The sequence below is a fragment of the Streptomyces sp. NPDC127117 genome (genome assembly GCF_042677325.1).
Classification (GTDB): domain Bacteria; phylum Actinomycetota; class Actinomycetes; order Streptomycetales; family Streptomycetaceae; genus Streptomyces.
Map to the genome: position 1 here is coordinate 161,947 of NZ_JBHXTM010000012.1, position 23,501 is coordinate 185,447.

General features: G+C 70.8%; 23 protein-coding genes and 1 pseudogene. 11 read left to right on the forward strand and 13 right to left on the reverse strand.

The window, feature by feature from the left end; translation table 11 throughout:
* From ACFVH0_RS13765 to ACFVH0_RS13785, 5 genes are all read right to left on the reverse strand, one after another.
* The gene (locus tag ACFVH0_RS13765; RefSeq protein ID WP_385819762.1) at positions 1 to 849 is read right to left on the reverse strand and encodes a MerR family transcriptional regulator; all 849 of its coding nucleotides are present in this window, start codon (positions 847 to 849) and stop codon (positions 1 to 3) included.
* Positions 846 to 1,808, reverse strand: a complete 963-nt coding sequence (locus ACFVH0_RS13770; RefSeq protein WP_385819763.1) for a DUF2268 domain-containing protein — start codon at positions 1,806 to 1,808, stop codon at positions 846 to 848. Before ACFVH0_RS13770 ends, ACFVH0_RS13765 begins: the two co-directional genes overlap by 4 nt.
* A 65-nt stretch (positions 1,809 to 1,873) precedes the next feature.
* Positions 1,874 to 2,443: a transcriptional regulator gene (locus ACFVH0_RS13775; protein WP_385819764.1), complete on the reverse strand. Its 570-nt coding sequence runs from the start codon at positions 2,441 to 2,443 to the stop codon at positions 1,874 to 1,876.
* Positions 2,444 to 4,099: a helix-turn-helix transcriptional regulator gene (locus ACFVH0_RS13780; protein ID WP_385819765.1), complete on the reverse strand. Its 1,656-nt coding sequence runs from the start codon at positions 4,097 to 4,099 to the stop codon at positions 2,444 to 2,446.
* Between the two features lie 42 nt (positions 4,100 to 4,141).
* Positions 4,142 to 4,474, reverse strand: a complete 333-nt coding sequence (locus tag ACFVH0_RS13785) for a hypothetical protein (RefSeq protein ID WP_124723588.1) — start codon at positions 4,472 to 4,474, stop codon at positions 4,142 to 4,144.
* A 139-nt stretch (positions 4,475 to 4,613) separates the two neighbouring features.
* Here ACFVH0_RS13785 and ACFVH0_RS13790 point away from each other — a divergent pair, with 139 nt between their 5' ends.
* Positions 4,614 to 4,820 carry a DUF5988 family protein gene (locus ACFVH0_RS13790; protein ID WP_385819766.1) on the forward strand — a complete coding sequence of 69 codons (207 nt, stop codon included), beginning with the start codon at positions 4,614 to 4,616 and terminating at the stop codon, positions 4,818 to 4,820.
* 28 nt (positions 4,821 to 4,848) lie between these two features.
* Here ACFVH0_RS13790 and ACFVH0_RS13795 read toward each other — a convergent pair whose 3' ends face one another.
* The 4 genes from ACFVH0_RS13795 to ACFVH0_RS13810 form a co-directional block, all read right to left on the reverse strand.
* On the reverse strand, positions 4,849 to 5,844 hold the full coding sequence (locus ACFVH0_RS13795; protein WP_385819767.1) for an AraC family transcriptional regulator: 996 nt from the start codon (positions 5,842 to 5,844) through the stop codon (positions 4,849 to 4,851).
* 107 nt (positions 5,845 to 5,951) lie between these two features.
* Positions 5,952 to 6,791 (reverse strand): NmrA family NAD(P)-binding protein, encoded by an 840-nt coding sequence (locus ACFVH0_RS13800; protein ID WP_385819768.1) that lies wholly within the window; start codon positions 6,789 to 6,791, stop codon positions 5,952 to 5,954.
* 129 nt (positions 6,792 to 6,920) lie between these two features.
* Positions 6,921 to 7,793 carry a 3-hydroxyacyl-CoA dehydrogenase family protein gene (locus ACFVH0_RS13805; protein WP_385819769.1) on the reverse strand — a complete coding sequence of 291 codons (873 nt, stop codon included), beginning with the start codon at positions 7,791 to 7,793 and terminating at the stop codon, positions 6,921 to 6,923.
* Positions 7,794 to 7,937: 144 nt separating this feature from the next.
* Entirely contained in the window at positions 7,938 to 8,552 is a 615-nt protein-coding gene (locus ACFVH0_RS13810; protein WP_385819770.1) for a sigma-70 family RNA polymerase sigma factor, read from the reverse strand.
* A gap of 78 nt (positions 8,553 to 8,630) precedes the next feature.
* On the opposite strand from ACFVH0_RS13810, the gene ACFVH0_RS13815 reads away from it, so the two are divergent.
* On the forward strand, positions 8,631 to 9,494 hold the full coding sequence (locus tag ACFVH0_RS13815; RefSeq protein WP_385819771.1) for an alpha/beta fold hydrolase: 864 nt from the start codon (positions 8,631 to 8,633) through the stop codon (positions 9,492 to 9,494).
* A 55-nt stretch (positions 9,495 to 9,549) separates the two neighbouring features.
* Here ACFVH0_RS13815 and pip read toward each other — a convergent pair whose 3' ends face one another.
* Positions 9,550 to 10,509 carry a prolyl aminopeptidase gene (gene pip, locus ACFVH0_RS13820; protein ID WP_385819772.1) on the reverse strand — a complete coding sequence of 320 codons (960 nt, stop codon included), beginning with the start codon at positions 10,507 to 10,509 and terminating at the stop codon, positions 9,550 to 9,552.
* 158 nt (positions 10,510 to 10,667) lie between these two features.
* Here pip and ACFVH0_RS13825 point away from each other — a divergent pair, with 158 nt between their 5' ends.
* The 4 genes and pseudogenes from ACFVH0_RS13825 to ACFVH0_RS13840 all read left to right on the forward strand — a co-directional run bounded on the left by ACFVH0_RS13825 (position 10,668) and on the right by ACFVH0_RS13840 (position 15,202).
* Entirely contained in the window at positions 10,668 to 10,907 is a 240-nt protein-coding gene (locus ACFVH0_RS13825) for a hypothetical protein (protein WP_385819773.1), read from the forward strand.
* Positions 10,908 to 11,188: 281 nt separating this feature from the next.
* Positions 11,189 to 12,868: a ribosomal protection-like ABC-F family protein gene (abc-f, locus tag ACFVH0_RS13830; RefSeq protein ID WP_385819774.1), complete on the forward strand. Its 1,680-nt coding sequence runs from the start codon at positions 11,189 to 11,191 to the stop codon at positions 12,866 to 12,868.
* Positions 12,869 to 12,951: 83 nt separating this feature from the next.
* On the forward strand, positions 12,952 to 14,637 hold the full coding sequence (locus ACFVH0_RS13835) for an ABC-F family ATP-binding cassette domain-containing protein (RefSeq protein ID WP_385819775.1): 1,686 nt from the start codon (positions 12,952 to 12,954) through the stop codon (positions 14,635 to 14,637).
* A gap of 41 nt (positions 14,638 to 14,678) precedes the next feature.
* Positions 14,679 to 15,202: pseudogene (locus ACFVH0_RS13840) on the forward strand (CGNR zinc finger domain-containing protein).
* Positions 15,203 to 15,258: 56 nt separating this feature from the next.
* Here ACFVH0_RS13840 and ACFVH0_RS13845 read toward each other — a convergent pair.
* Complete coding sequence (locus ACFVH0_RS13845; protein ID WP_385819776.1) at positions 15,259 to 15,771, reverse strand: YbaK/EbsC family protein; 513 nt, start codon at positions 15,769 to 15,771, stop codon at positions 15,259 to 15,261.
* Positions 15,772 to 15,979: 208 nt separating this feature from the next.
* Here ACFVH0_RS13845 and ACFVH0_RS13850 point away from each other — a divergent pair, with 208 nt between their 5' ends.
* Positions 15,980 to 17,428, forward strand: a complete 1,449-nt coding sequence (locus tag ACFVH0_RS13850) for an MFS transporter (RefSeq protein WP_385819777.1) — start codon at positions 15,980 to 15,982, stop codon at positions 17,426 to 17,428.
* Positions 17,429 to 17,526: 98 nt separating this feature from the next.
* Here the strand turns inward: ACFVH0_RS13850 and ACFVH0_RS13855 are convergent, their stop codons facing one another.
* Positions 17,527 to 18,063, reverse strand: a complete 537-nt coding sequence (locus ACFVH0_RS13855; RefSeq protein WP_385819778.1) for a flavoprotein — start codon at positions 18,061 to 18,063, stop codon at positions 17,527 to 17,529.
* A 120-nt stretch (positions 18,064 to 18,183) separates the two neighbouring features.
* On the opposite strand from ACFVH0_RS13855, the gene ACFVH0_RS13860 reads away from it, so the two are divergent.
* The gene (locus ACFVH0_RS13860) at positions 18,184 to 19,368 is read left to right on the forward strand and encodes a helix-turn-helix domain-containing protein (protein WP_385819779.1); all 1,185 of its coding nucleotides are present in this window, start codon (positions 18,184 to 18,186) and stop codon (positions 19,366 to 19,368) included.
* Between the two features lie 336 nt (positions 19,369 to 19,704).
* Positions 19,705 to 19,854 carry a hypothetical protein gene (locus ACFVH0_RS13865; protein ID WP_385819780.1) on the forward strand — a complete coding sequence of 50 codons (150 nt, stop codon included), beginning with the start codon at positions 19,705 to 19,707 and terminating at the stop codon, positions 19,852 to 19,854.
* Positions 19,855 to 20,058: 204 nt separating this feature from the next.
* On the opposite strand, the gene ACFVH0_RS13870 is transcribed toward ACFVH0_RS13865, so the two are convergent.
* Entirely contained in the window at positions 20,059 to 21,477 is a 1,419-nt protein-coding gene (locus tag ACFVH0_RS13870) for an NAD(P)/FAD-dependent oxidoreductase (protein ID WP_385819781.1), read from the reverse strand.
* Between the two features lie 262 nt (positions 21,478 to 21,739).
* Between ACFVH0_RS13870 and ACFVH0_RS13875 the strand changes: the two genes are divergently transcribed.
* On the forward strand, positions 21,740 to 22,720 hold the full coding sequence (locus tag ACFVH0_RS13875; RefSeq protein WP_385819782.1) for an ABC transporter ATP-binding protein: 981 nt from the start codon (positions 21,740 to 21,742) through the stop codon (positions 22,718 to 22,720).
* Complete coding sequence (locus tag ACFVH0_RS13880) at positions 22,720 to 23,466, forward strand: ABC transporter permease (protein ID WP_385819783.1); 747 nt, start codon at positions 22,720 to 22,722, stop codon at positions 23,464 to 23,466. Before ACFVH0_RS13875 ends, ACFVH0_RS13880 begins: the two co-directional genes overlap by 1 nt.
* The last annotated feature ends 35 nt before the right edge of the window (positions 23,467 to 23,501 follow it).

Consider the following 23,501-nt stretch of genomic DNA (forward strand, 5'->3'; position numbering starts at 1 on the left):
TCACTCCCACCTCGCGGACTCCGGATCGACGCCCCGCGCCCCGGCGTTCGCGAAGATCACCTCGCGCAGCCAGACGGTCAGGCCCGGCGCGAGCGCGTCGTAGTGCTCGGCGTAATCGGGGTCGTCGACGTACATCCGCGCGATGCACACCTGCATCGCGTGGGTGCAGTCGAAGTAGGCCGAGATCATGGCGCGGTGCCGCTCCGCGAGGCCGTTCGCCGTATCGGAGCCCGGTACGACTCCGGCGCGCCTCGCCGTGGCGAGGTCGGCGTTCAGGGCCTGGGTCGCCGCCGCGGTCTTCTTCCAGTCCTCCGGCGTCATCGCGGCGGCCCGCTCCGCGTACTGCGCCCACTGAGCGCTGTCGCCCCAGCGGTCCTCGGCCTCGTCGACCCGGGCGGGCTGCCAGTCGGCGCCGAAGATCTCGACCTGTTCCTGCGGCGTCAGCCGCATCCCGGGTTTCGACGCCTGCATCATGCGGTCGACGGAGTGCACCATCCGTTGCAGGCGGGCGATGCGTTCCACGAGCTGTGACCGCTGTCGGCGCAGGTGGTCGTGTGCGTCGATGTCCGGGTCGTCGAGGATCCGGCCGATCTCGGCGAGCGGGAAACCGAGCTCCTTGTAGACGAGGACGCGGTGGATCCGGGCGATGTCGTCGCCCGAGTACACCCGGTGTCCGGCCCAGGTGCGCCCGCTCGGGCGCGCGAGACCGATCGCGTCCCAGTGGTGCAGCGTCTTCACGCTCACCCCGACGAGGGCGGCCGCCCGGCCGACGGCGAGGCTGCCGGGGCCGGGCGCACCGGCGTCCTCCTCGGTGGTGGCGGGTCGCTGCTCGGGGGTGTCGCCGGTCATCCGTCCAGTGTCGCCCGGCTCGTCGGGTCGGGGGCTGCGGGGTCCGTTGCCGCGCCGGGAGGGTCCGGGGTCGGCGCCCCGGTGGGTACGCCCGCGTTCGTGAGGATGTCGCGCGCCGGCAGCGCGACGCTCCCGGCGGCGGTCAGGCCGGTGGCCGCGAGATGGGCGTCCACGATCCGCAGACCCACCGCGTACCCGGCGAAGTCCGGCAGCCCTACGGGGCGGCACCCCAGGTGCTGCGCGGTGGCGTCGCCGTACACGTACGCGGGCAGGTTCTGCATTCCGGCGACATCGATCCCGGCCGTGACCTTCTCGTACGCGTCGTCCAGTTCCGCGCCGGAGAGCGCCGTCGACCAGGGCCCCATGGCCTGCTCACCGGCCAGTTCCCGTACGAACGCCTCGGCCAGCCCTTCGGCCACGACCTGCTCGCCGACCGTGACCGTCATGGGGTTCCAGACCACGTTGGCGTACCGCACGTTGTGGTGGAGCTCGTGTGCGGCGGCGTGGCCGATGTGCGCCAGGCCGGCCCGGGTGGGCCACATCGTCAGCTGGATCGCTCCCGGGATGCCGCCCATGCCGAGGTAGCCGGGGTTGCGGACCGTCAGGAGGTCGTCGTCGGGATTGCCGAGCACCAGGACGACGTGCACGGTCTCGGCGCTCCCGACTCCGGGCGCCGCACCGCTCAGCCGCTCCCACGCGGCGGCGAGGCAGTCCTCGATCCGGTCCCACACTCCCGCGTCCCGCAGCTGCCCGAGGGCCGTCAGGTAGCGCGGGTCCTCACGGTCGATCCGGAATCCACAGCCCGTCGTGTGCATCCGGTACGTGTCGATGTCGCTCACCGCGGACATCGCGTTCTGCAGCGGGGCGAGCATTTCTCGCAGGGCGTCGGGCCGCTCCCCCAACGGGCGCCGGAAGAGATCGGCCATGGCGGACGCCGTGTCATGAACAACAATCTTCATGCCACGGAACGTAGGACCTCCTGTTGCAGGAGGGGCAAGTCGCGCGGCGGCAGCGGGCCGGTCGGCTACGCGGCGAAGCCGATGTTGGTGACGTACTCGTACTGCCCCCACTGCGATCCCAGGTCGACGATGGTGTCCTCCCAGGCGTCGTCCAGGCCCTGGTGGTCGCCGGACGCCCACGCCTCGACGATGCGGTCCCAACGGCGGACGTTCATCGTGCGGTACTCCACCATCCGCTGGAGCGGTCGCGGCACCTGCGACTGGTTGAGCGGGTGGATCTCCACCCGGGTTCCGCCGCCGGCGTTCAGGCGGCGGAGGAGGTGCCTGGCGACGTTCTGGCGGCGCACCTGGCGGTAAGCGGCGTCGATGCGCTCCAGGTTGGCCTTCGTCGGACTGCGTCTTTCGTCCAGCCACGCCTTCAGCGTGCGGTCGGTCACCATCAGTCCGGCGTCCCTGGCCGCCCGGCGGCTGTGTTCCGTCTTCGTGAGGTAGTGCAGGCGCGCCATGAGACCGCGCTTCACGGTCACCGGGGTGACGATGCCGCCCGACAGCTCGTCGAGCTTGCGTGCGACGGCGTCACTGCCCTTGATGCCCCGGGCGCCGAACTTCCCGAAGTCGATGGTCCTCTCGGGCATCTACTCCTCCTCCCCCGACATGTCCCCGGTGTTTTCGGTGTCCTCGGTGTTCTCGGCGGGGTCGACGTCATCGACACCCGCGGTATAGATGTCCTTCATCTTGACCTCGGTCACGCCGCGGCCTTCGGGAAAGACACGGTGCCAGTCGCCGATGACGTGGAGCTCGTCGGTGCCCATCGCGCGTACGACGGTGAGTCCCTCGCCGTGGGCCTTGAGGGCCTTCATCCAGAGGTTGGAGAACGCCTGGCTGCGGATGATGTGCATCCAGTCCGGGCGGTAGAGCTCCCGGTTGTAGTTCGACTCCCCCATCGTGGAGACGAACTTCGAGTACATCGCCTTCACGTACTCCAGCGTCACCTCGTCGTCGGCGGCGATCGCCGTGTCCCGGGCCTCCTTGAGGGCGACGCGGAACTTCTCCAGCAGGTTCTCCGTCGCCCCGGACGTGTAGGACTCGTGGATCTCCGGGGGCTCGCACAGGGCGTGCTTCGGGCCGGAGAGGCGCAGCAGGAGGCGCAGGGTCGGTTCGGTGACCCACAGCGGGCCCGGCTCGTCCCGGTTGCCGATCGGGTTGGGCAGCACCGCCTCGTGTTCCCACGCGGGCGGCGTGATGAGGTGGACACCGGCGCGGCGGCGGTCGTGGGCGAATCCGGCGCTGTGTTCCAACTGGCCCAGCGGGAGGTGGGTCTTCAGGGCGGAGAGGTAGGCGCCGTTGATGTCGAGCGCGGTCACCTCGTGGCGGCCGGGCGGCAGTTCACAACGGGTCCACTTCGGGCGCGCCTCCCAGATCCGGTCCGCGCCCTTGGAGGTCTGCTTGCGGAGGATGTCCGGGATCCATGGGTGCGCGACGATGTCGTACCGCGCGCCCTTGCGGGTCTCGTCGAGCAGTCGCATCGCGTCCGGGATCGCCCGCTTCAGCAGCGCCGCGAGGGCCGCCTCGACGTCGCCCCGGTGCTCGGCGAGCGCCGCCTGAACGGTCTGCCCGATCAGGTCCCCGGGTCCGGACTGCTCCTGGAACGCACGCTTGGCCGGGCTCCGGGGGCTCCTGGCCGGGTGCGGAGTGGCTTCAGGGACCGGTGGACCGGTGGGTCGCGTCCTGGTGGACTGCGAACTGGAGGGCTGCGCGTGGGCAGGCTGCGTACCAGCGGGCTCTGTACCGGTGGACTGCGCACCGGTGGACTGCGCACCGGCGGTCTGCGCACCGGCGGCGGTCGCGGGGCGGCAGTCGGACGGGTCCAGGTGCTGGGCGAAGCCCGCCACCCGGTGCCTGGCAGGTGCTCCGCACAGCACGCACGGCTCGGCAGCGGCAAGGGACTCCACCTCGTCCGCGGCCTCGTCCCCCTCCCCGGCTCCGTCCTCGCTCTCGCTCTCGCTCTCGCTCTCGTCCTCCGCGGGCGGCGTTTCCTCTCCCGGCTCGGTGGGGAACTTGGCGGCCAGTCCGTCCAGCAGATACGCGTACTTGGCGCGGACCTCGTCCGACGGGTCGCGGCCGCCCTCCCACGCGCCGACCGTGCCGGGACTCACGCCGAGCGCCCGGGCCACCTGGGCCTTGGAGAGCCTGGCCTGCTCCCGCAGTTCGCGCCGGACGTCCGGCGGCGGGAGTTCGGCCTGCGGACCGACGTCCGCGAGCAGCGCGTCGATGGCGTCGAAGTCACTCACCGGAGCGCTCCCTTCGCGGCGACTGAAGTGTCATGGGGCCCGTCAGATGTAGGTGACGGGGTTACGGGACAGATGCGGGCTACCGGTCGGGCGGCCGACACGGGGGTCGTCACGCAGAAGCTCGCCTTCGAGAGCGTAACGGTCACCGTGCTTGGAGATGCCGATGATCCTCGCGACCGCGAGGACCGTGCCCTCGGTGTTGATGATCTGCACCTCGTCCTGCGACAGGGCCCGGTCGGCGTTGAACTTCCAGATGCCGCGCCCGGCTTCCCATGCCTCGTCCTCGCTCATGCCCCGGCGCCACCCGAGGGTGGTCCGCATCAGGCGGTCGTCCGGGTCCGCCGCGCGCTCGGCGCCGATCTGGATCTGCAGCACCCGCCCACCTCCCGGAGGGATACTATTCAACTTGTTACGAAGTTACCATGCGCGCCGTCGGAGTGGGGCGCGGCGGGCGACGGTGACCCCGTCGGCGCGTCACCGAGGAGCCGGACCACCCCCCGGAGAAACTCTCGCCATGACCGACGCACCGAAAGCAGTCCTCGAAGGCGGCCCCGACGATCTCCCCGACCGGATCGTCCCCCTCACCGCACCCGGGCCCGACATCAAGGTCCCGTTCCGTGGCGGATACGAACACTTCAGGGCCACGGCACGCCACCGGGAAACGGCCGAGGGGCAGTTGCCCGTCTACGAATGGTGGGAGCGCACGGAGGTCCCCGGATAAGGCCCCTCTCCTCGGGCGGACCGGGACGTCACACCCCGCCCAGCACCACGGTCCGGGACGGAGTCGCCGGGGGCAGGACGATCTGCGAGGCACCACTCCTGCGGTACTCCTGCGGGCTGACTCCCCGCACCCTCTTGAAGGCCGCGCTCAGTGCGAACGCGCTGCTGTAGCCGACCTGGTGCGCCGCCGTGGCCACCGTGACGTCCGATTCGCGCAGCAGGTCGGCGGCCATGGCCAGCCGCAAGGAGGCCAGGTACGTCATCGGCGGCTCCCCCACGACCTCGGTGAAGCGGCGGGCGAGGCCCGCCCGGGAGATGCCGACCTTGCGGGCCAGCGAATCCACCGTCCACGCATGGGCCGGATCACCGTGCAGGAGTCGCAGTGCGGGCCCCACTCCGGGGTCGGACCGGGCGTGGTACCAGGCCGGCGCACCGGCGTCCGGCTCGGCGAGCCAGGCGCGCAGCACGCTGACGAAGAGCAGGTCGAGGAGGCGGTCGAGGACCAGTTCCTGTCCCGGCTCGTCGCGGCCGATCTCCTCGGCCAGCAGGTCCACGAGCGGGGTGTCGCCGAGGGCGGCGGGCCGCACCAGAAGGGTGGGCAGGGCTCCCAGCAGCCGGCGGCCGATCTCGCCGGGCGCCTGGTACGTACCGCTGAGCATCACGGACGAGCCCTGCCCGAGCGGGTCGCCCCAGGTCCGCACCCCCAGTGCCATCGTGTCGGTGACGTCCTCGCCGACGACGGTGTTGCAGCGCTGATCGGGGCCGACGGTGATCTGGACGGGAGTGTCCTGCGCGTCGGCGATCGTGTACGGGTCGGGGCCCCGCAGCACGGCGATGTCGCCGGGGCCGATGAGGGCCGGCACGCCGTCGTCCGGCATCACCCAGGCGCTGCCCTGGACCATGGTGGCCAGGGAGATCGGAGCGCGGTCCTCGACACGGAGCGACCAGGGCGGGTCGAAGACGGACTTGAGCAGGAACGCGCCGCGTGCCTTCGGCCCGTCCAGGAGTCCCGTGAGCACGTCCATGTGGTGATCCCCCATTCGGCCGGCGGGTGCGGCACCGGGCCGGATCCGTACCGGCGATCCGTACCGGCACTCTCAGATGTTGCCAGGGTGCCGCCCGCCCGGCGTTGTCAGACGTTCCAGACTCCGGTGGCGGCGGCGTCCTTCGCGAAGGCGGAGAAGTCGCGCGGCTCGCGGCCGAGTACCTCTTCCACCCCGTTGACGACCCCGGCGTTGCGCCCGTCGAGGATCAGGGCGAACAGATCGGCGAACTCGACGGGCAGCCCGTTCTCCCGGAGGAACGCCCGGTAGTCGTCGAGGCCGACCGGGGTGTACGTGATCTCCCGGCCGACGATCCGCGACAGCTCGGCGGCCACATCCCGGAAGCTCAGCGACCGGGGCCCGGACAGCTCGTACGTCCTGCCGATGTGCCTGTCGTCGGTGAGTACGGCGACGACGACGTCGGCGATGTCCTCCACGTCCACGAACGGCTCCACGGCCTCGGCGGTCGGCAGCGTCAGCTCACCGGCGAGTACGGGATCCAGGAAGAAGCTCTCGCTGAAGTTCTGGTTGAACCAGCTGGCCCGTACGACGGTCCAGTCGGCGCCCGACTCCTTGAGCTTGTTCTCGCTGTTGACCGCGCCGTCCTCGCCGCGTCCGGAGAGCAGCACCAGCCGGCGGGCGCCCTTCTTCACGGCGAGTTCGGAGAAGGCGCCAATGGTTTCGGCCACTCCCGGGAACCCGAGGTCGGGGTAGTAGGTGACGTATACGGATCCGACGCCGTCGAGGGCCGCCTCCCAGGTGCCGGGGTCCTCCCACACGAAGGGCGGCCCGCCGTTGCGGGATCCCACGCGCACCGGCAGCCCCTGCGCGGTGAGCCGCTCCGCCACCCGGCTCCCGGTCTTTCCGGTGCCACCGATCACCAGGATCGTCTTGGAGTCGGCCTGCTGAATGTTCTGTTCGTTCGTCATACGGATCAGTCAACTCCGACCCGGCGAGACGAACCATAGCCACAACGCTCAACTGCATACGCGTGCGTCTACGCACGACGGTCAGCGGCGGTCAGGAACGGTCGGCGGCGGTCAGGGGGTCGGCGGCGGTCAGGGGTTGTCGGCGTAGTCGTCGTAGAAGCCCTGGCCGGTCTTGACTCCGAGGTGCCCGGCGTCCACGTACCTCTTGAGCAGTTCGCGCGGTCCGGCGGGCAGGTCGGGGCGCTCGACGGCGTAGTGGTTCTCGATGTCCAGGACGACATCGAGGCCGACGCGGTCCATCATGCGGAACGGTCCCGTGGGCGTGCCCATGTTGATCTGCCACATCTTGTCGACGTCCTGCGGAGTGGAGACGCCCTCGGCCACCACCGCCAGGGACTCACGCTTGATGGCGGCCCAGATGCGGTTGAAGATGAAGCCCGTCGACTCCTTGTGCGCCTCGAAGGGGTGCACGCCGTAGCGCGGCAGCTCGCGCTCCAGCAGGTCGATGATCGCCCGGTCGGTGTGGCCGTCGGACATGATGTCGACCGCGTTCTGCCCGGGCGGCATGTAGAAGTGCATGTTCAGCACCCGCTCGGGATGCTTGACCTCGTCGATGAACCGGCTGGTCGGGTAGGAGGAGGAGTTGCTGGCCAGGATGGCGTCGGGGTCGGCGAGACGGTCCAGCTGGCCGTAGATGCTCTTCTTCAGATCGAGGCGCTCGGGAACGGCCTCGACCACGAGCCAGGCTCCGGCGAGCGCCTCCGCCATGTCGTCCGTGACACCGGCCCGCCCCGGGGAACCGCCCTCGATCTCGGCGGCGACCTCGGCCACGTTCTCCGCCACGTAGGCGCGTGCCGCCTCGCCCGCCTCCTTGGACTTGTCGTAGATACGGACCTCACCCCCTCGGGTGGCGAACATCAGGGCGATCCTGCGGCCCAGCGTGCCGGATCCGATGACGGCGACCGGGCGGTTCTCGATGTCGGTGGGAACGGTGAAGGCCATGTTCTTCCTGCTCTCGGGCAGACAGCATGCGTCCCCGGTGCGCGGCCGCCGGGCTCCTCGACAGTCTCGGCCGCTCTCCCGGGGGGAGCAACCGGGGCCGTCCCGCCGAATGAACGGTGCACGTGGACGGCCCCGCCCGGAGGATCAGGCGTCGCCCCTGAGCCGGTCGCGCTGGATCCGGTGCGCGAGGGCGCGGCGCACGGAGGCCGACGCGGTGGCAGTGGTGGCGGGGGGCTTCGAGGGGACGTCGAGACCGCGGCCGATCCTGTCGTACGCGTCCCGGTAGCCGACGGGCAGCGTCGCCCGGTGCAGTCTCAGGTCCTCCTCGACGAGGCGCCGCAGCTCGTCGACGTTCTCGGGGGTGAAGCGCTTCTTGCCCCGGGCGACGGCGTTGACGTAGCGGGTGCAGCGGGCGGTGTCGGAGAGGGTCTCCGAGATCTCCTCGGCGAGGGCCCACAGCCGCCCTTCGAGCCACGGGGTGTCGTACTGGTCGAGGGAGAGCTCCATCGGGGGCGCCGGATCGTCGTCCTGCCGGTACTTCGCCATCTGCTTGGACACGGCGGGCTGACTCATGGCCGCGAGCCGGGCGATCCTGTCCTGTGTCCAGCCGAAGCCGATGAACAGCTTGATCATCTCGGCGCGCAGTTTCCGCGTCTCCTCGCCCGCGCGGATGACCTCGTTCATGTCGGCGAGCATCCGCCCGGCCTGTTCCTCGGTCAGCGCCCCGGGGATCCGGTGCGTGCTCTCTTCGCCTGCCATGAGTCGGTTATACACCTCACGGATCCAGCGCCATAACCAGATTGTACAACCAGGTTATGGCGTGGCATGGTCCCTCCCATGCCCACCTTCTTCGCACCTGACGGAACCCGGCTCGCCTACCGCGTACACGGAGACGGCGACGGCCGTGACGACAACGACGGCCGTGACGGCGGCGACCCCGTCGTCTGCATCCCCGGAGGCCCTGTCGACTCCCGCTACCTCGGCGATCTCGGCGGCCTGTCGGCGCACCGCCGGCTCGTCGTACTGGACCTTCGCGGCACCGGTCGGTCCGCGGTTCCCGACGACGCCTCCTCCTACCGCTGCGACCGCCTCGTCGCGGACGTCGAGGCCCTGCGCACCCACCTCGGACTCCCCCGGATCGACCTGCTCGGCCACTCCGCCGGAGCGAACCTCGCGACGCAGTACGCGGCGCGCCACCCGAAGCGCGTCGGCAGGCTCGCCCTGATCGCCCCCGGCACCCGGGCCCTCGGAATCACGATCGGCGGGGAGGCCCGGCGTGAACTCGCGCGGCTTCGCGGGGACGAGCCGTGGTTCCCGACGGCGTTCGCCGCCCTGGAGGCGATCACCGGGGGAACCGGCAGCGACCGGGAGGCCATCGGCCCCTTCTTCTACGGCCGGTGGGACGCCGCGGCGCAGCGGCACCTGGCGGCGAGCCGACCGGAGAACGAAGAGGCCGTCGCCCATTTCGCGGCCGAGGGCGCCTTCACGCCGAATGCCACCCGCGCGGCGCTCGCCGGCTTCGGGGCTCCCGTCCTGCTGCTCGCCGGGGAGTTCGACGTGAACAGCCCACCCCGGTCGGTGGCCGAGGCGGCCGCTTCGTTCCCCGGTGCCTCACTCGTCGTACAGCCAGGAGCGGGTCACTACCCCTGGCTCGACGACGCGGACCGGTTCGTGGCAACGGTCGCGGCGTTCCTGGGGTGATGCGGATACGCACGCACTCGCGCACTCAGGCGTCCGCGCCGGCTGCCGCTGCCTACTACCGCTGCGCGAACCGATCGAACGCCGCGTACAGGGCCTCGCTCATGGTGGCGCTGCCCTTGTGGCCGGAGTCCTCGATGACCACGAGTTCCGAGCCGGGCCAGGCGTGGGCGAGTTCCCAGGCCGTGTCGAGCGGTCCGCTGATGTCGAGGCGGCCGTGGATCAGGACTCCGGGGATGCCCGCCAGGCGTCCCGCGTCGCGGATCAGCTGTCCCTCCTCCAGCCAGGCCCCGTGGGCGAAGTAGTGCGAGCAGATCCGTACGAGCGCCAGCATGGCCCGGGGCGGCCGGCCCCCGTACGGGTTGGGCATGCCGCTCGGCTCGGCGGAGAGGACCGCGTCCTCCCAGGCGCACCAGTCGGTCGCGGCCCTGGCCCGTACGTCCGGGTCGGGGTCGTTCATGAGGCGGGCGTACGCCCCGACGAGGTCGCCGCCGCGGTCGGCCTCGGGGACACCGTTGCGGAATCGCTCCCACGCCTCCGGGAAGAACCGGCCCGCGCCCCGGTAGAGCCAGTCGATCTCGCTGCGGCGGGTGCTGGTGACAGCGGCGAGGACGATCTCCGACACCCGCTCCGGGTATCGCTCGGCGTACGCGAGGCCGAGCGTGGAACCCCAGGAGCCGCCGAACAGCAACCACCGTTCGACACCGAGGTGTTCGCGCAGCCGCTCCATGTCGGCGATCAGATGCTCGGTGGTGTTGAGCTTCATGTCGGTGGTGTGGTCGGCGGCGTGGGGTGTGCTCCGGCCGCAGCCGCGCTGGTCGAACAGGATGATCCGGTAGCGCTCCGGGTCGAAGGACCTGCGCGGACCCTCCGAGCAGCCCGAACCGGGGCCGCCGTGGACGACGAGAGCGGGCCTTCCGTCGGGGTTTCCGCAGGTCTCCCAGTAGATGAGGTTGCCGTCGCCGGTGTCGAGCATTCCGTGGTCGTAGGGGTCGATCGGCGGGTACGGGGCTGCCATGTCCGGTTCTCCTCCATCGAGTTCGTCGAGGGCACAAGCCGAACACCATACGTGTGAGCCGATATCGTCACCGGCTCGACAGATGACACATCCGATGTGACGCTGATGGCAGCCCGGCGCTACGGCGCGGTCCGCAACCGATCGAGCGGAGTCCGGCCATGAGAACCGCCGGCACTGCGAGTGCTGCGAACATGGTGAAGAGCGAGACCGTCGAGATCACGGCGGACAGTGCGGCAGTGGCTCGCCACGAGCGGTTCGGGAAACTGCCCGAGCGCGTCCCCTACCAGGACATGGTCGAGGTGAGGCCCGCCTCGCCGAACAAGTCCGCGAGGGACGCGTACGACCCGGAGGGCTCGTGGATGTCCTTCTCCTGCCTGGCCGCCGGCCTCGGCCTGTAGCCCCGCGCCCGTCCCGCGCCCGCCCCTCGTACGTCCCCTCCGCTCGACGGGAAAATCGGGAGGAGCCACCGACGGGCTGCTGTTAAGCTCGCGAGAGCGTTGATCGCGTATCGAGGAGACCAGACATGGTGGGTGACGACGACATCTCGGGGTGAGACCCCGACCTGTCAGGCCACCGGCCGATGCCCAGGAGCATCGCCGTCGTGGCCGTTCAGTCGTCCCCTTCTTCCATGTTCCGGGCAGCATTCTGCGCCTGCCCGTATCTCATTCGAGGTCTTTCCATGTCCGACGCCGCCATCATCTGCTCGAACCTCTCCTTCGCCTGGCCCGACGACACCCCGGTCTTCGACGACCTGTCCTTCACCATGGGAAGCGGCCGGACGGGCCTGGTCGCGCCCAACGGCTCCGGCAAGAGCACCCTTCTCAAGCTGATCGCCGGCGAGCTGCGGCCCAACACCGGGTCCGTGTCCGTGAGCGGCACGCTCGGCCATCTCCCGCAGAGCCTTCCCCTGACCGGTGATCTCACGGTTGCCGAGGTCCTGGGCGTGGCCACGGTGATCCGGGCCCTGGACGCCGTGGAGTCCGGGGATGTGAGCGAGGAACACTTCACGGCCATCGGCGACGACTGGGACATCGAGGAACGCACCCGGGCCCAATTGGACCGGCTCGGCCTCGCCCATCTCGCCCTCGACCGGAGCCTGAAAACGCTCAGCGGCGGCCAGGTCGTCTCGCTCGGCCTGGCGGCCCAGTTGCTGAAGCGGCCCGACGTACTGCTGCTCGACGAGCCGACCAACAACCTCGACCTCGATGCCCGCCACCGGCTCTACGACGTACTGGAGGACTGGACCGGCTGCCTCCTGCTGGTCAGCCACGACCGGGCGCTGCTCGACCGGATGGAGCGCATCGCCGAGCTCGAACGCGGCGAACTGCGCTTCCACGGCGGCAACTTCACCGCGTACGAAGAGGCGGTACGGGCCGAGCAGGAGGTCGCCGAGAAGAACATCCGCAACGCCGAACAGGAGCTGAAGCGGGAGAAGCGGGAGATGCAGCAGGCCCGCGAACGCGCCGAGCGTCGCGCGAGCAATGCCGCCCGCAACCTCAAGAGCGCGGGCCTGCCACGCATCTTCGCCGGGAACATGAAGCGCGGCGCCCAGGAGTCCGCGGGCCGGTCGGGCCAGTTGCACTCGTCCCGGGTCACCGACGCCAAGGCCCGGCTGGACGAGGCGGGGCGCGCCCTGCGCGACGAGCAGCGCATCACGCTGGACCTGCCGGACACCGTTGTGCCGGCCGGACGCACACTCGTCCTCGGCGAGCGGATGCAGGTACGCCACGACGGTCGGGACGTGTTCGCCGAAGCGGGCATCGACCTGACCGTCCGGGGCCCCGAACGCATCGCGCTGACCGGTTCCAACGGCTCCGGGAAGACCACGCTGCTGCGGCTGCTCAACGGCGAACTGGGGCTGGACGGCGGGGAGATCAAGCGGGCCGACGGCCGGATCGCCTACCTCTCGCAGCGGCTGGACCTGCTGGAGCCCGACCGTACGGTCGCGGAGAACTTCACCGCGTTCGCACCGCACCGGACAGAGGCGGAGCGGATGAATCTGCTCGCCCGCTTCCTCTTCCGGGGCCCCCGGGCCCATCTCCCGGTCGGGGTGCTGTCCGGCGGCGAGCGGCTGCGCGCCACGCTGGCCTGCGTACTGTGCGCCGAACCGGCTCCGCAGCTGTTGCTCCTGGACGAGCCGACGAACAACCTCGACCTGGTGAGCGCGGGTCAGTTGGAGAGCGCGCTGGGCTCGTACCGGGGAGCGTTCGTGGTGGTCAGCCATGACGAGCGTTTTCTCGCCCGGATCGGCGTGGACCGGTGGCTGCGGCTGGCCGACGGCGGGCTGACGGAGACCGGAGCGCCGGAGACGGGAACGCGTGAATCGGGAGCGCGGGAGACGGGGGCGCCCGAGATGTGAGCCGCTGATGTGTCGACCGGGCCCGCGCCCGAGGTGGGACACCACCCGGCGGGCCGAGCACTGATCACATCAGGTGGACCACCATGTCTCGACCGTCCCTGCTCGCCCGTGACGTCGTCCGCACTCTGGGGGCCGGACGGGTTCTCGACGGCGTCTCCCTCACCGCCTCCCCCGGCCACCGCATCGGGCTGATCGGGGAGAACGGCGTCGGCAAGTCGACGCTGCTGCGGCTGCTCGCCGGAGTGGAGGAACCCGATGCCGGGAGCGTGACCCGCCCTGCCGACCTGGGTTTTCTGCACCAGGAGTTGCCGTTCGACGACGCGTCGACGATCGCCGACGTGCTGGACGAGGCACTGCGGGAGGCCCGCGACGACCTGGCCGAGCTCGAACGCCTCACCGAGCGGCTCGCCCACGTGTCGCAGGACTCCCCCGGCTACGCCGAGCTGCTCGACACGTACGGCCGGCGGCTGGAACAGGCCCAGGACCGGGAGGTCTGGGACGCCGACCGGCGGGCCGCGATCGTGCTCGACGGGCTCGGCCTCGGCGCGTTCCGGCACGACCGGAAGCTCGGCTCCCTCTCCGGTGGGCAGCGCGGCCGGCTGGCGCTGGCCGCGCTGTTGGTCCGGCGGCCTTCGGCGCTGCTGCTGGACGAGCCGACCAACCACCTCGACGACGGCGCCGCCGCCTTCCTGGAGGAGCAGGTGCGCGGTCTGCCCGGGGTCGTCGTGGTGGCCAGCCACGACCGGGCCTTCCTCGACGCCGTCTGCACGGATCTGGTCGACCTCGATCCGGCCATGGACGGCCCGGTCCGCTACGGCGGCAACTACAGCGCCTACCTGGCCGAGAAGCGCGCCGAGCGGGAGCGCTGGGAGCGGCGGTACGCCGAGGAGCAGGAGGAGCTGGCGGCGCTGCGCCACTCGGCCGGAGTCACCGCACGCCTCGTGGCACCGGACCGGGAGCGGCGCGACAACGAGAAGATGGGCTACGGACATCGCGCCGGGCGGGTGCAGGGCCAGATCTCGCGGCGGGTGCGCAATGCCACGCGCCGGCTTGACGGGCTGGAGCGCAGGCAGACCGGTGAACCACCACAGCCGCTGCGTTTCCACGCCACCGCACTCGCCGCCACCGCGCCCGCCCCCGCCGAGAACCCGGTGGACGGCTCCCCCGGTTCGCCCGGCTCCCTCGACTCCCCCGGCTCGCCCGCCTCCCTCGTCTCCCTGCGCGATGTACGGGTTCCGGGCCGGCTCGACATCGCGCGACTGGACGTACCGGCGACCGAGCGCCTCCTCGTCACGGGCGGCAACGGCACGGGGAAGTCGACGCTGCTGTCCGTGCTCGCCGGGCGCCTCGCGGCCGAGGGCGACGTGAGACGGCGGCCGGGGCTGACGGTGGGTCTGCTGGCCCAGGACACCGTGTTCTCCCGCCCGGACCGGACCGGGCGGGAGACCTACGAGCGCTCGCTCGGCACCGAGCGGGCGGAGAAGATTCCGCTGCGCTCGCTGGGGCTGTTGCACGAGGCGGACCTGGACAAGCCGGTCGGTCAGCTGTCGGTCGGTCAGCGCCGCCGGCTCGCGCTGGCGCTCCTGGTGGCGCGTCCGCCGGAGCTGCTGCTGCTCGACGAGCCGACGAACCACTTGTCCCCTCGGCTGTGCGACGAGTTGGAGGCCGCCCTGGGCACCGGGCCCGGCGCGATCGTCCTGGCCAGCCACGACCGCTGGCTGCGCAGACGCTGGCAGGGCCGCGAGATCCGGCTGTGCTCCGGCAGGTGATGAGCCTTGCCGACACGGTCGTCACCTACCGGAATGGTGATGTGAACCTGGAGCATGTCTTCGTATGCGGAGATCCGGCGCTCGACTTCGCCGCGACGCTCCGGGGACGGCGCTCGGTGCGGTTCGAAATGCTCGTGACGCCTGAGCGGCTGAGGGCGTGGTACCTGGAATCGGGCATCGTCGACGCGGTCTCCCCCGGCGACCGGGCCGATGTCGACCGCGCGATCGCCGTACGGGAGGCCGTCTACCAACCGGTCGCGGCCCGCCGTCCCGGTGAGGCGTACGCCGGCGACGCACTGGACGTACTGAACGGTGCGGCGCGCAGACCGCCCGCCGCACCGCAGCTCACCGCCTCGGGACGCTGGACGGAAGCGACGCCGGACGAAGCCCTGTCCACCGTGGCGCGCCGAGCGGTCGAGCTCCTGAGCGGGCCGGACGTACCCCTGCTCAAGAAGTGCGGCAATCCCGAGTGCACCCGTGTCCACATCGCCGCTCCCGGGGGATGCGGCGGCAGTGGTGCGGCATGGAGTCCTGCGGGAACAAGATCAAGGCGGCCGCTCAGTAGCGGCGACCATCTCCACCCCGCCAGCCTGCCTCCGGATCCCGGACGGTCTCCGGGTCTCAGATGGGAAGGGCGGTGGGAGCCTCCCCGGGCCGGGCGATCGGCAGCACCCGAGGGGCGGCCAGCCGCAGATAGTCGTCCGTGGCCAGGGCCGCCGAGCGGTCGAGGCGGGCGGCGTTGAAGTAGATCTCGTCGTGGGCCAGGAGGTCCGGGTCGGCGAGCAGTTCGAGCTCCGGGTGGAAGGTGAACGGGATGATGGTCCCGCTCACGCTGCCGGCCAGCTGCTCGGCGACATCGCGGGCGGCGAAGGACGCTTCGGTGCCGCCGTACAGATCGCGCAGGCCGTCGAGGTCGACCCTGCGGTCGCCGGGTATCACGGCCAGCACGTAGCGGCGCGCCTTCCGGCCCAGCGCCACCCGTACGACCAGGCACTTGGCCGCCTGGGTGAGGGGATGGCTGCGGAGCACGCTGGCCGGGGCGGTGCGGCCCTCGGGGGCGTGGTCGATGAGGCGGTAGCGGGCGCGGCCCTCACCCAGCAGGTCGATCAGCCTCTGGTAGGTCGTGGTGGTCATGGCCATTCACTGTGCGCGGGCGCGCTCAGCTCGCGGTGGTGACCAGCTCGGGACGTCGGCTCACCGCTATCCGGACGCGTCCGACATCCCGGCCGTCCGCAGCCCTGCCCGCCGTCCACACCCCTCTCGTCCCGGTCTCGAACGCTGCTCCAGCGTTTCCTGAGACCGTGCCGTGGTCATCGGGTCCAGGTACCACGGGAGGCAGTTCATGTCCGCGTCTGTGTCCGAGTCCCCGCTGGAGGTGGCAGCGCCCGCCCCGACGGAACCCGGCCGGCGCGCCAGGCCCGGACTCGCCCTCGCCGTCATCGCCGGCTGCAACGCGATGATCCAGCTCGACGACCCCATCATGAACATCGCGCTGCCGGGGATCCGGGCGGATCTGGGACTGTCGGCGCTCGCCGCTTCCTGGGTGATCGGCGCCTATCTGCTGGTCTTCGGCGGGCTGTTGCTGCTCGGTGGCCGGGCCGGGGACATTCTGGGGCGGCGCCGGATGTTCGTCGCGGGCGTGGGCCTGTTCACGGCCGCGGCCGCCGCACGGGCCGCGGTCACCGGTGGCGAACTGCTCATCGCGGTACGCGCGGTGGAGGGCGCCGGGGCCGCGTTCGCCGCGGCCAACGGGTTCGTGCTGATGCTCGCCACCTTCCCCGAAGGTCCCGCCCGCAAGCGGGCCATCGCCCTGTGCACGGCGGTGGGCGCGTCCTCCACGGCCGGTGGCCTGGTGCTGGCGGGGGCGTTGGGCTCGGTCGGTTCCTGGCGGTGGCTGGTGCTGCTGAACGTGCCGGTGGGGCTGGCGATCGTCCTGCTCGCACCGCGCGTCGTCGAAGAGACGGAGCGGGTCCGCGGCCGCTTCGACCTGCGCGGCACACTGCTCTCCGCGACGGGCGTCGGCGCGGTGGTGTACGGCCTGTCGCAGGCCGGCGAACATCCGTGGAGTTCCGCGCGGGTGGCGGGGCCGCTGCTGGCCGGGCTGGTGCTGCTGTCGTCGTTCATCGGCTCGCAGCGGCGTACGGAGCAGCCCATCGTGCGGCTCGCCCTGTTCAAGGACCGGAACCGGGCGCTGGCGTTCGGCAGCATGCTGGTACTGCCCGGGGCGCTGACCGGCGCGTACTTCTTCCTCAGCCAGTTCTTCCAGCAGCACCACGGCTGGTCGGCGCTCACGGCCGCGTTCGCGCTGCTGCCCGTACCGCTGGCGATGGCCGCCACCGCGGCGGTGGCCCCGCGCATCGAACGGAGCCTGGGGCCGAAGCCGATGATGGCCATCGGTGCCACCGCGCTCGCCGTCGAGAACCTGTGGCTCTCGCGCCTGCGGTACGAGGACCCGTATCTGACGGGTGTGCTGCCCTCGCTGGTCCTGCTCGGCGCCGGCATGACGTGCTGCGTGGTTCCGGCGACCGTACTGGCCACCTCCGGGCTGCGGCCCCAAGAGCTCGGCTCGGCGGGCAGCGTCCTCAACGCGCTCCAGGCCATCGGCGGATCACTGTGCATCGCGCTGCTGGTCACCGCGTCGGCGGGGTACTCCGACTTCGCCGACACCATGTCCGCCGGATTCGCCACCGGCTCCGGTTTCGCGGCGACGGGCCTCCTGATAGCCCTGGCCCTGCGCCCCGGTCCGTTGGCGGCCGGACGCCGGTCCTGGGCCTCGCGCACGCCCCGGTAACACGTGGCGAGTTACGCGAGTTACGCGAGACAGACGAGGTAGAGCGAGCCGTGACGCGGCGCGGAGCGGTGGTGCATGCATGAGCCGCGATCCGCCGACTACACCTCCCGGTGTGCGTCGGCCGCGTCCAGGGCGAGGTGCCAGGGGAAGCCCTCGGGGCGGCGCTCGCCCGGCTGGTTCGGCTCGAATCCGCCCGAGCCGTAGAGGACCGTCACCCCGGCGCCGCGCAGCGTCTCCACCGACCGGTCGAATGCCGGGTGTTGTACGTAGGCCGCGTTCACACACGGCATCGCCACGGTCGGGATCCGCTTCCCTATGCCCTCGGCGACGACCCCCACGACGAACTTGCCCGTCAGGCCGAGGGCCCACGCGTTGACCGTGTTGAAGGTGACCGGGGCGAACAGGATCACGTCAGCCTTCGGCCATACGTCCGGTTCCCCGGGCAGCTTGTACTCGGAGCGCACCGGGTGCCCGGTCAGCTCCGCCAGATCCGGAAGCCGGTCACCCATCCACCGGGCCGCCGTCGGCGTCAGCCCGAGGCATACCTCCCACCCGCGGGCGTGAGCTTCCTCGATGACCTGGGAAACTTCGAGAACGGGAGGGGCAGCCGCCCCGAACAGGTACAGAGTCGTCATGCGGCCATCCGATCACATGTGCAACTGCCCCCGGACCGGGTGGAACAGCGTCCGACGGGGAATCCGGCACGTGCCCGCGCGGGTACCGTTCCGGATGACGATTCGGGAACGGAGGCCGGTGTGCCCAGGCAGGACGACGACCACACAGGCTCCCGCATCAAGGAGCAGCGGAAGCTGGCCAGACTGACCCAACGGCAGCTGGCCGATCGGATTCCGTACTCGTACAGCCTCCTGAACCAGGTGGAGTGCGGCGCCAAGCCGGCGAACCTCGGCTTCGTCGCGGCCGTGGCCAAGGCGCTCCGGATCGATGTCACTCTGCTGACCGGGCAGCCCTACGTGACCGAACTGCAGCATGACCGGCTCGCCGAGCTGGTGCGTCCCGTCCGCGAGGCACTCGACCTGTATGACCTCGGGGCCGATGACACCGTTCCCGACCGGCCGGCCGGTCAACTGACGGCACTCGCCGATGAGTTGTGTGCCCTGGTCAGGGCGACTCATCTGCGGAACGCCGCCCGGCGGCTGCCCGCCGCGATCGCGGAGCTCACCACCGCGGCATGGCGGCACCGGTCCACGGAGCTGTGGCAGGCGCTGGCCTCGACGTACCGTACGGCCCATGACATCAGCGTGAAGCTCGGTTACTACGACCTCGCCAGCGTCGCCCTGGACCGCATGGACTGGGCCGCTCATCGGGCTTCCGATCCCTGCCTGGCCGCCATCCGCCAGTACATGCGGGCCCTGGTGTACTTCCGGGAGGGCGAGTACGCCATCGGGCAGCGCCTCGTCACCTCCGGCCACGCCATTGTCGGCGCGGCGGAGCAGACCCGCGAGGCGATCGCCGTCACGGGGCAGCTCCATCTCGGGGCGTCCGTGATCGCTGCCCGCGCCGGCGCGAAGGCCGTGGTCGTCACTCACATCGCCGAGGCGATGCAGTGCGCCGCGCGGACCGGGGACGCGTCCGCCATCCACTGGCTGTCCTTCGGCCCGACGAACGTCGCGCTCCACAGGATGTCGGCAGCGGTCGAGATGCGGCAGTACGACGAGGCCCTCACCCAGGCCGGGCGAATCAAGCTCCCGCCCTCCCTGGCCGCTTCCCGGCGTGCCCACTTCCTGATCGACAGGGCCAGGTCGGAGATGGAGACCGGTCGTACCGAGGCCGCTCTCGACAGCATCGTCGATGCCCGGCGCGCGGCGCCCGAACAGACCCGCTACCACCCGGGCGCCCGGGAGACCGTCAAGGGCCTGGTCCATATTTCGCGGCGTACTCCCGACGCCCTCGGGCACATGGCTGCCTGGGTCGGCCTCTAGGGCCTCTCGTCCGGATCGGGCCGGATCCGGACGAAAGACCCTGGCCGCGCTCCCCGGCCGGCCGACGCTCACATATCCGTGAGCGTTGTACCCCTTCCGGCCCGTCACCCTGGTCCTACCTGATCAGCGACGAGCCGGGGGCACCATGAGCGTGAGGGACCTGCCGCCGGTCGGCGCGCTGACGGAACAACAGCGGCGCGGCACGAACTGCTGCCTCTGTGGTGCGCCTCTGCTGAACGGAACGGCGCACGACCTCGGCCCCCGCCCGGTCGACGCGAGCGATGCCTCGGCCCTGTGGTTCCCCCGTTGCTGTCCCATCTGCTGGAAGGACCACCGGTGACTGCTGCTCTGAAGGGCTCCGCCGCCCGCGGTGAAGTGGAGTACCTCATCCTGGTGGGCCACACCTATGCGTGCGCGGCCTGCCGACGCTCCCCCTGCCCGACCGCCGCCCGGCTCACCCGTGCGTGGCGGAACGCCCGTCGATGACGAGGGGCTGTGCTCGCTGCGCCTCGCCGGCGGCTGCGCTGTGCGCGCGCCGGCGAGGCGCGATGCCGGGTGCCCGACGACGTCCCGGACGGGGGATGACCGAGACGGCGTGGGGGTCCGGACGGCTCCCGCTCCAGGGGGGCCGGAGGGGAGCGGCTGGGGTGGGGCGGTGGTTCTGTCCGCGCTCCGCCCGTCGGGGCGGGGTCAGCGGGTGGCGTGGCTGAGGGTGGGCAGGACGGTGAGTTCTTCCGGGGTCAGCGGCGGCTCGGTCAGCGCCGGGACCTCGAATCCGCGGCGCAGTGCGGCGAGCAGCCACGGGGTCTGGATCTCGGCGACGGTGGTGGAGAGCGTCATCAGACCGACGGCGGCGCGGCTGACCTCGCGGTTGCGGGTCGCGACGCTGCTCATCACGTCCGAATCTCGGCGTCGGGTGCCGTCGTCGTCGGTCAGCCTCGGGTCGTGGCTGTCGACCTCGACGTCGGGGTAGTTCACGTCGCCGGACGTGGCCAGCATCCAGGCGTCGTCGACCGCCTTGGCGACGGCGCGCTGAACGGCACGGCCGAGGCCGGGGTCCAGGTCGCGCAGCTGTATCTGCTTCTCGAAGGCCGCGACGCTGCGGGCGGCGGCGCTCATGCCGTGCCCGTAGACGGGGTTGAAGGCCGTCGCCGCGTCACCGAGCACCACCAGGCCCTCGGGCCAGGCCGGGAGACGGTCGTAGTGCAGGCGCCGGTTGATGGTGGAGCGTGAGCGTTGCACGCCGGTCAGCGGCTCCAGGCCCGCGATCAGGTCCCCGATCAGGGGGTGCCGGACGCTTTCACGGGCGTACGCCATGAATCCGGCCTCGTCCGCGGGCGGTTCGCCGCCGCGCGTACCGGAGAGCGTGACGATCCAGCGGTCGCCCTCGATGGGCATCAGCACGGCGTTGCGGCCGGGCCCTCCCTCGCGCGAGTCCGCGAGCACGCTGACGAGCGGGAACGTGCCGTCGGTGGTCCCGGGCGCGCGGAAGATCCGGGTCGCGTAGACCATGCCGGTGTCGACGGACTCCTCCTGCGGGGCCGCCACTCCCAGCCGGTCCAGCCAGCGCTTCATCGCGGAGCCGCGGCCGGTGGTGTCGACGACGATGTCCGCCTCCAGCACCCTTTCCTCGCCGGAGGCGCTGTCGCGTACCCGGACACCGGTGACGCGTTCGGCGGTGCCGGTCAGTTCGAGTGCCTCGGTCCGGTCGAGTACCGAGATACGGGAGTTGCGCAGTGCCTGATCGCGCACCGTCCAGTCGAGAAGTGCGCGACTGCAGGCGATGGTGAACTCGGTCTCCGGAAAGCGGTGCTGCCATCCGAAGGGGGTGTAGGAAACGAGACCGTTCGGAATTCCGATACGGTGCGCGCCGGCCTCGATCAGGCGGTCGGTCGTCCCCGGGATGAGCGACTCCATGATTCGGGCGCCGCCGGACCACAGAATGTGGCAGTGGCGGGCCTGTGGAACGCCCTTGCGGAGCTCCGGTCCGTGCGGGTATTCGTCCCGGTCGACGACTGTCACCTCGTCGACATACCGGACCAGCATCGAAGAGGTGAGTGCGCCGGCGAAACCACCGCCCAACACCACGGCACGTCGATTTCCAGTCATCGGTCACCCGGTCCTTTCCCGCTGTGTGGAATCACCAACTACCGTACGGTGAATCGGGGCGTGGTGATCCGCTCACCCCGTACCCCTCCAGAGACAGGGGTGTCTAGGGGTAGGTGTAGGGGTAACCGGGATATTTTCCGGGACGTACCGGGAAATCGCAGTTCACCGTGGCAGTGACCGGTCACCGGATGTTTTCCACACACCTGAAATCCCTACATCTCTGGCTACCGAATGACTGGTCATCCTCATTAGAGTTCCGCCCATGACGACAACACACAGGGCGACACCGGTGGTTGGATTCACCGGCGCTGTCAAGGAGTTCGGCGCGGTGCGCGCCGTCGACGGACTTGATCTCACCATCGGACCAGGCGAGAGAGTCGCCCTGCTCGGTCGCAACGGCGCGGGCAAGTCGACGGCCATCGGCCTGCTGCTGGGGCTGGACGACCCGACCTCCGGCACGGTGGAACTGTTCGGGAAGTCCCCGAGCCATGCGGTGAGCGACGGCCGGGTCGGCGCGATGCTGCAGGATTCCAAGCCGGTTTCCCGGGTGACGGTGCGTGAGCTGGTGTCCTTCGTGACCCGTACGTATCCCAACCCGATGCCGGTGGACGAGGCGCTGGAGCTGGCTGGCCTGACCGAGCTGGCCGGGCGGCGCGCGGACAAGCTCTCCGGTGGCCAGGCCCAGCGGGTCAGTTTCGCGGTCGCGCTGGCCGGTGACCCCGATCTGCTGGTGCTGGACGAGCCGACGGCCGCGCTCGACGTGGAGGCCCGCCGGCTGTTCTGGCAGTCGATGCGCGCGTTCACCGACCGGGGCAAGACGGTGCTGTTCTCCACGCACTATCTGGAGGAGGCGGACCAGAACGCCGACCGGATCGTCGTCATCGACCGTGGGCAGCTGATCGCCGACGGCAGCAGTGCGGAGATCAAGCACACGGTGGGGTCCAGCATGGTCTCCTTCACCGTGCCGGACGGTCCGGTTCCGGACGGCCTGGCCGCGCTGCCGGGCGTGCTGTCGGTCGAGGTCGTCGACGGCCGGGTGCGGCTGCGTACGTCGGACTCGGACGCGACGGTCAGCGCCCTTCCGGGCGTGGTGTCACCGCGGGGTCTCGAAGTCGCCCCGGCGGGCCTGGAGGACGCGTTCCTGGCCCTGACGGCGCACCACTCGGGTCGTGAAGCGGACCGCCCGTTCGTTCCCTCCGCCTCGTCCGATTCCGCTGTCCAGACCCCGAAGGCAGGCGCGTGATGGCCAGTTCGATCGCCCTCGTTTCCAACTACGTAAATCTTGAGCTGCGTCGTACGTTCCGTGACACCGGCTTCGTCATCTTCGGCATCGGCACGCCGATGCTGATGTACATCATGTTCACCAATGTCGGCGGCGGCTCCGGCGGAACGGACGACTGGGCCGTGACCGCGATGGTGGGGCTGGCGGCGTACGGTGCGCTGAGCGCCGGGCTCAGCTCGGGCACGGCGGTCGCCGAGGACAAGGCCGTGGGGTGGCTGCGGCAGCTGCGGATCACGCCGCTGTCCCCGGCGCAGGTGGTCCTCGGGCGTGCGGTGACCGGCTCGCTGATGGTGCTGCCGGCGATCGTGGTGGTCCTGCTCACGGCCATGATCGTCAATGGTGTGCGGCTGGACGCCTGGAAGTGGGTCGTGCTGACGCTGCTGCTGTGGGTCGGCTCGCTGCCGTTCACCATGCTCGGGATCGCCAACGGCTACCAGCTGTCGTCCCAGACCACGAACGTCACGAACATCGTCTGCAACCTGGCGCTCGCGCTGGTCGGCGGGTTGTGGTTCCCCATCACCGAGTTCCCGGGCTGGATGGCTTCGGTGGCCAAGTGGACGCCGGGTTACCGCTTCGGCGAGCTGGGCTGGAACACGACGGACGGCGAGGCGCCGAGCATGACGGGCATCGTGGTGCTGGTCGTCTGGCTGCTGATCTTCGGAGCGTACGCGGCCTATGCCTACCGCCGCTCCGGCCGCAAGGCGTAGAGCGTAGGGCAACAGGACGTACCTGCACATATGGC

Bases quoted from the DNA above. Each gene is read 5' to 3' on its own strand.
- ACFVH0_RS13845 (WP_385819776.1), bottom strand. From the start codon at position 15,771: ATGACCACCACGACCTACCAGAGGCTGATCGACCTGCTGGGTGAGGGC.
- pip (WP_385819772.1), bottom strand. From the start codon at position 10,509: ATGGCAGCCCCGTACCCGCCGATCGACCCCTACGACCACGGAATGCTC.
- ACFVH0_RS13870 (WP_385819781.1), bottom strand. From the start codon at position 21,477: ATGACTGGAAATCGACGTGCCGTGGTGTTGGGCGGTGGTTTCGCCGGC.
- ACFVH0_RS13810 (WP_385819770.1), bottom strand. From the start codon at position 8,552: ATGGCAGGCGAAGAGAGCACGCACCGGATCCCCGGGGCGCTGACCGAG.
- ACFVH0_RS13795 (WP_385819767.1), bottom strand. From the start codon at position 5,844: ATGGACGTGCTCACGGGACTCCTGGACGGGCCGAAGGCACGCGGCGCG.
- ACFVH0_RS13850 (WP_385819777.1), top strand. From the start codon at position 15,980: ATGTCCGCGTCTGTGTCCGAGTCCCCGCTGGAGGTGGCAGCGCCCGCC.
- ACFVH0_RS13835 (WP_385819775.1), top strand. From the start codon at position 12,952: ATGTCTCGACCGTCCCTGCTCGCCCGTGACGTCGTCCGCACTCTGGGG.
- ACFVH0_RS13855 (WP_385819778.1), bottom strand. From the start codon at position 18,063: ATGACGACTCTGTACCTGTTCGGGGCGGCTGCCCCTCCCGTTCTCGAA.
- ACFVH0_RS13815 (WP_385819771.1), top strand. From the start codon at position 8,631: ATGCCCACCTTCTTCGCACCTGACGGAACCCGGCTCGCCTACCGCGTA.
- ACFVH0_RS13790 (WP_385819766.1), top strand. From the start codon at position 4,614: ATGACCGACGCACCGAAAGCAGTCCTCGAAGGCGGCCCCGACGATCTC.
- ACFVH0_RS13800 (WP_385819768.1), bottom strand. From the start codon at position 6,791: ATGACGAACGAACAGAACATTCAGCAGGCCGACTCCAAGACGATCCTG.
- ACFVH0_RS13825 (WP_385819773.1), top strand. From the start codon at position 10,668: ATGAGAACCGCCGGCACTGCGAGTGCTGCGAACATGGTGAAGAGCGAG.
- ACFVH0_RS13875 (WP_385819782.1), top strand. From the start codon at position 21,740: ATGACGACAACACACAGGGCGACACCGGTGGTTGGATTCACCGGCGCT.
- ACFVH0_RS13880 (WP_385819783.1), top strand. From the start codon at position 22,720: ATGGCCAGTTCGATCGCCCTCGTTTCCAACTACGTAAATCTTGAGCTG.
- ACFVH0_RS13805 (WP_385819769.1), bottom strand. From the start codon at position 7,793: ATGGCCTTCACCGTTCCCACCGACATCGAGAACCGCCCGGTCGCCGTC.
- ACFVH0_RS13765 (WP_385819762.1), bottom strand. From the start codon at position 849: ATGACCGGCGACACCCCCGAGCAGCGACCCGCCACCACCGAGGAGGAC.
- ACFVH0_RS13770 (WP_385819763.1), bottom strand. From the start codon at position 1,808: ATGAAGATTGTTGTTCATGACACGGCGTCCGCCATGGCCGATCTCTTC.
- abc-f (WP_385819774.1), top strand. From the start codon at position 11,189: ATGTCCGACGCCGCCATCATCTGCTCGAACCTCTCCTTCGCCTGGCCC.
- ACFVH0_RS13775 (WP_385819764.1), bottom strand. From the start codon at position 2,443: ATGCCCGAGAGGACCATCGACTTCGGGAAGTTCGGCGCCCGGGGCATC.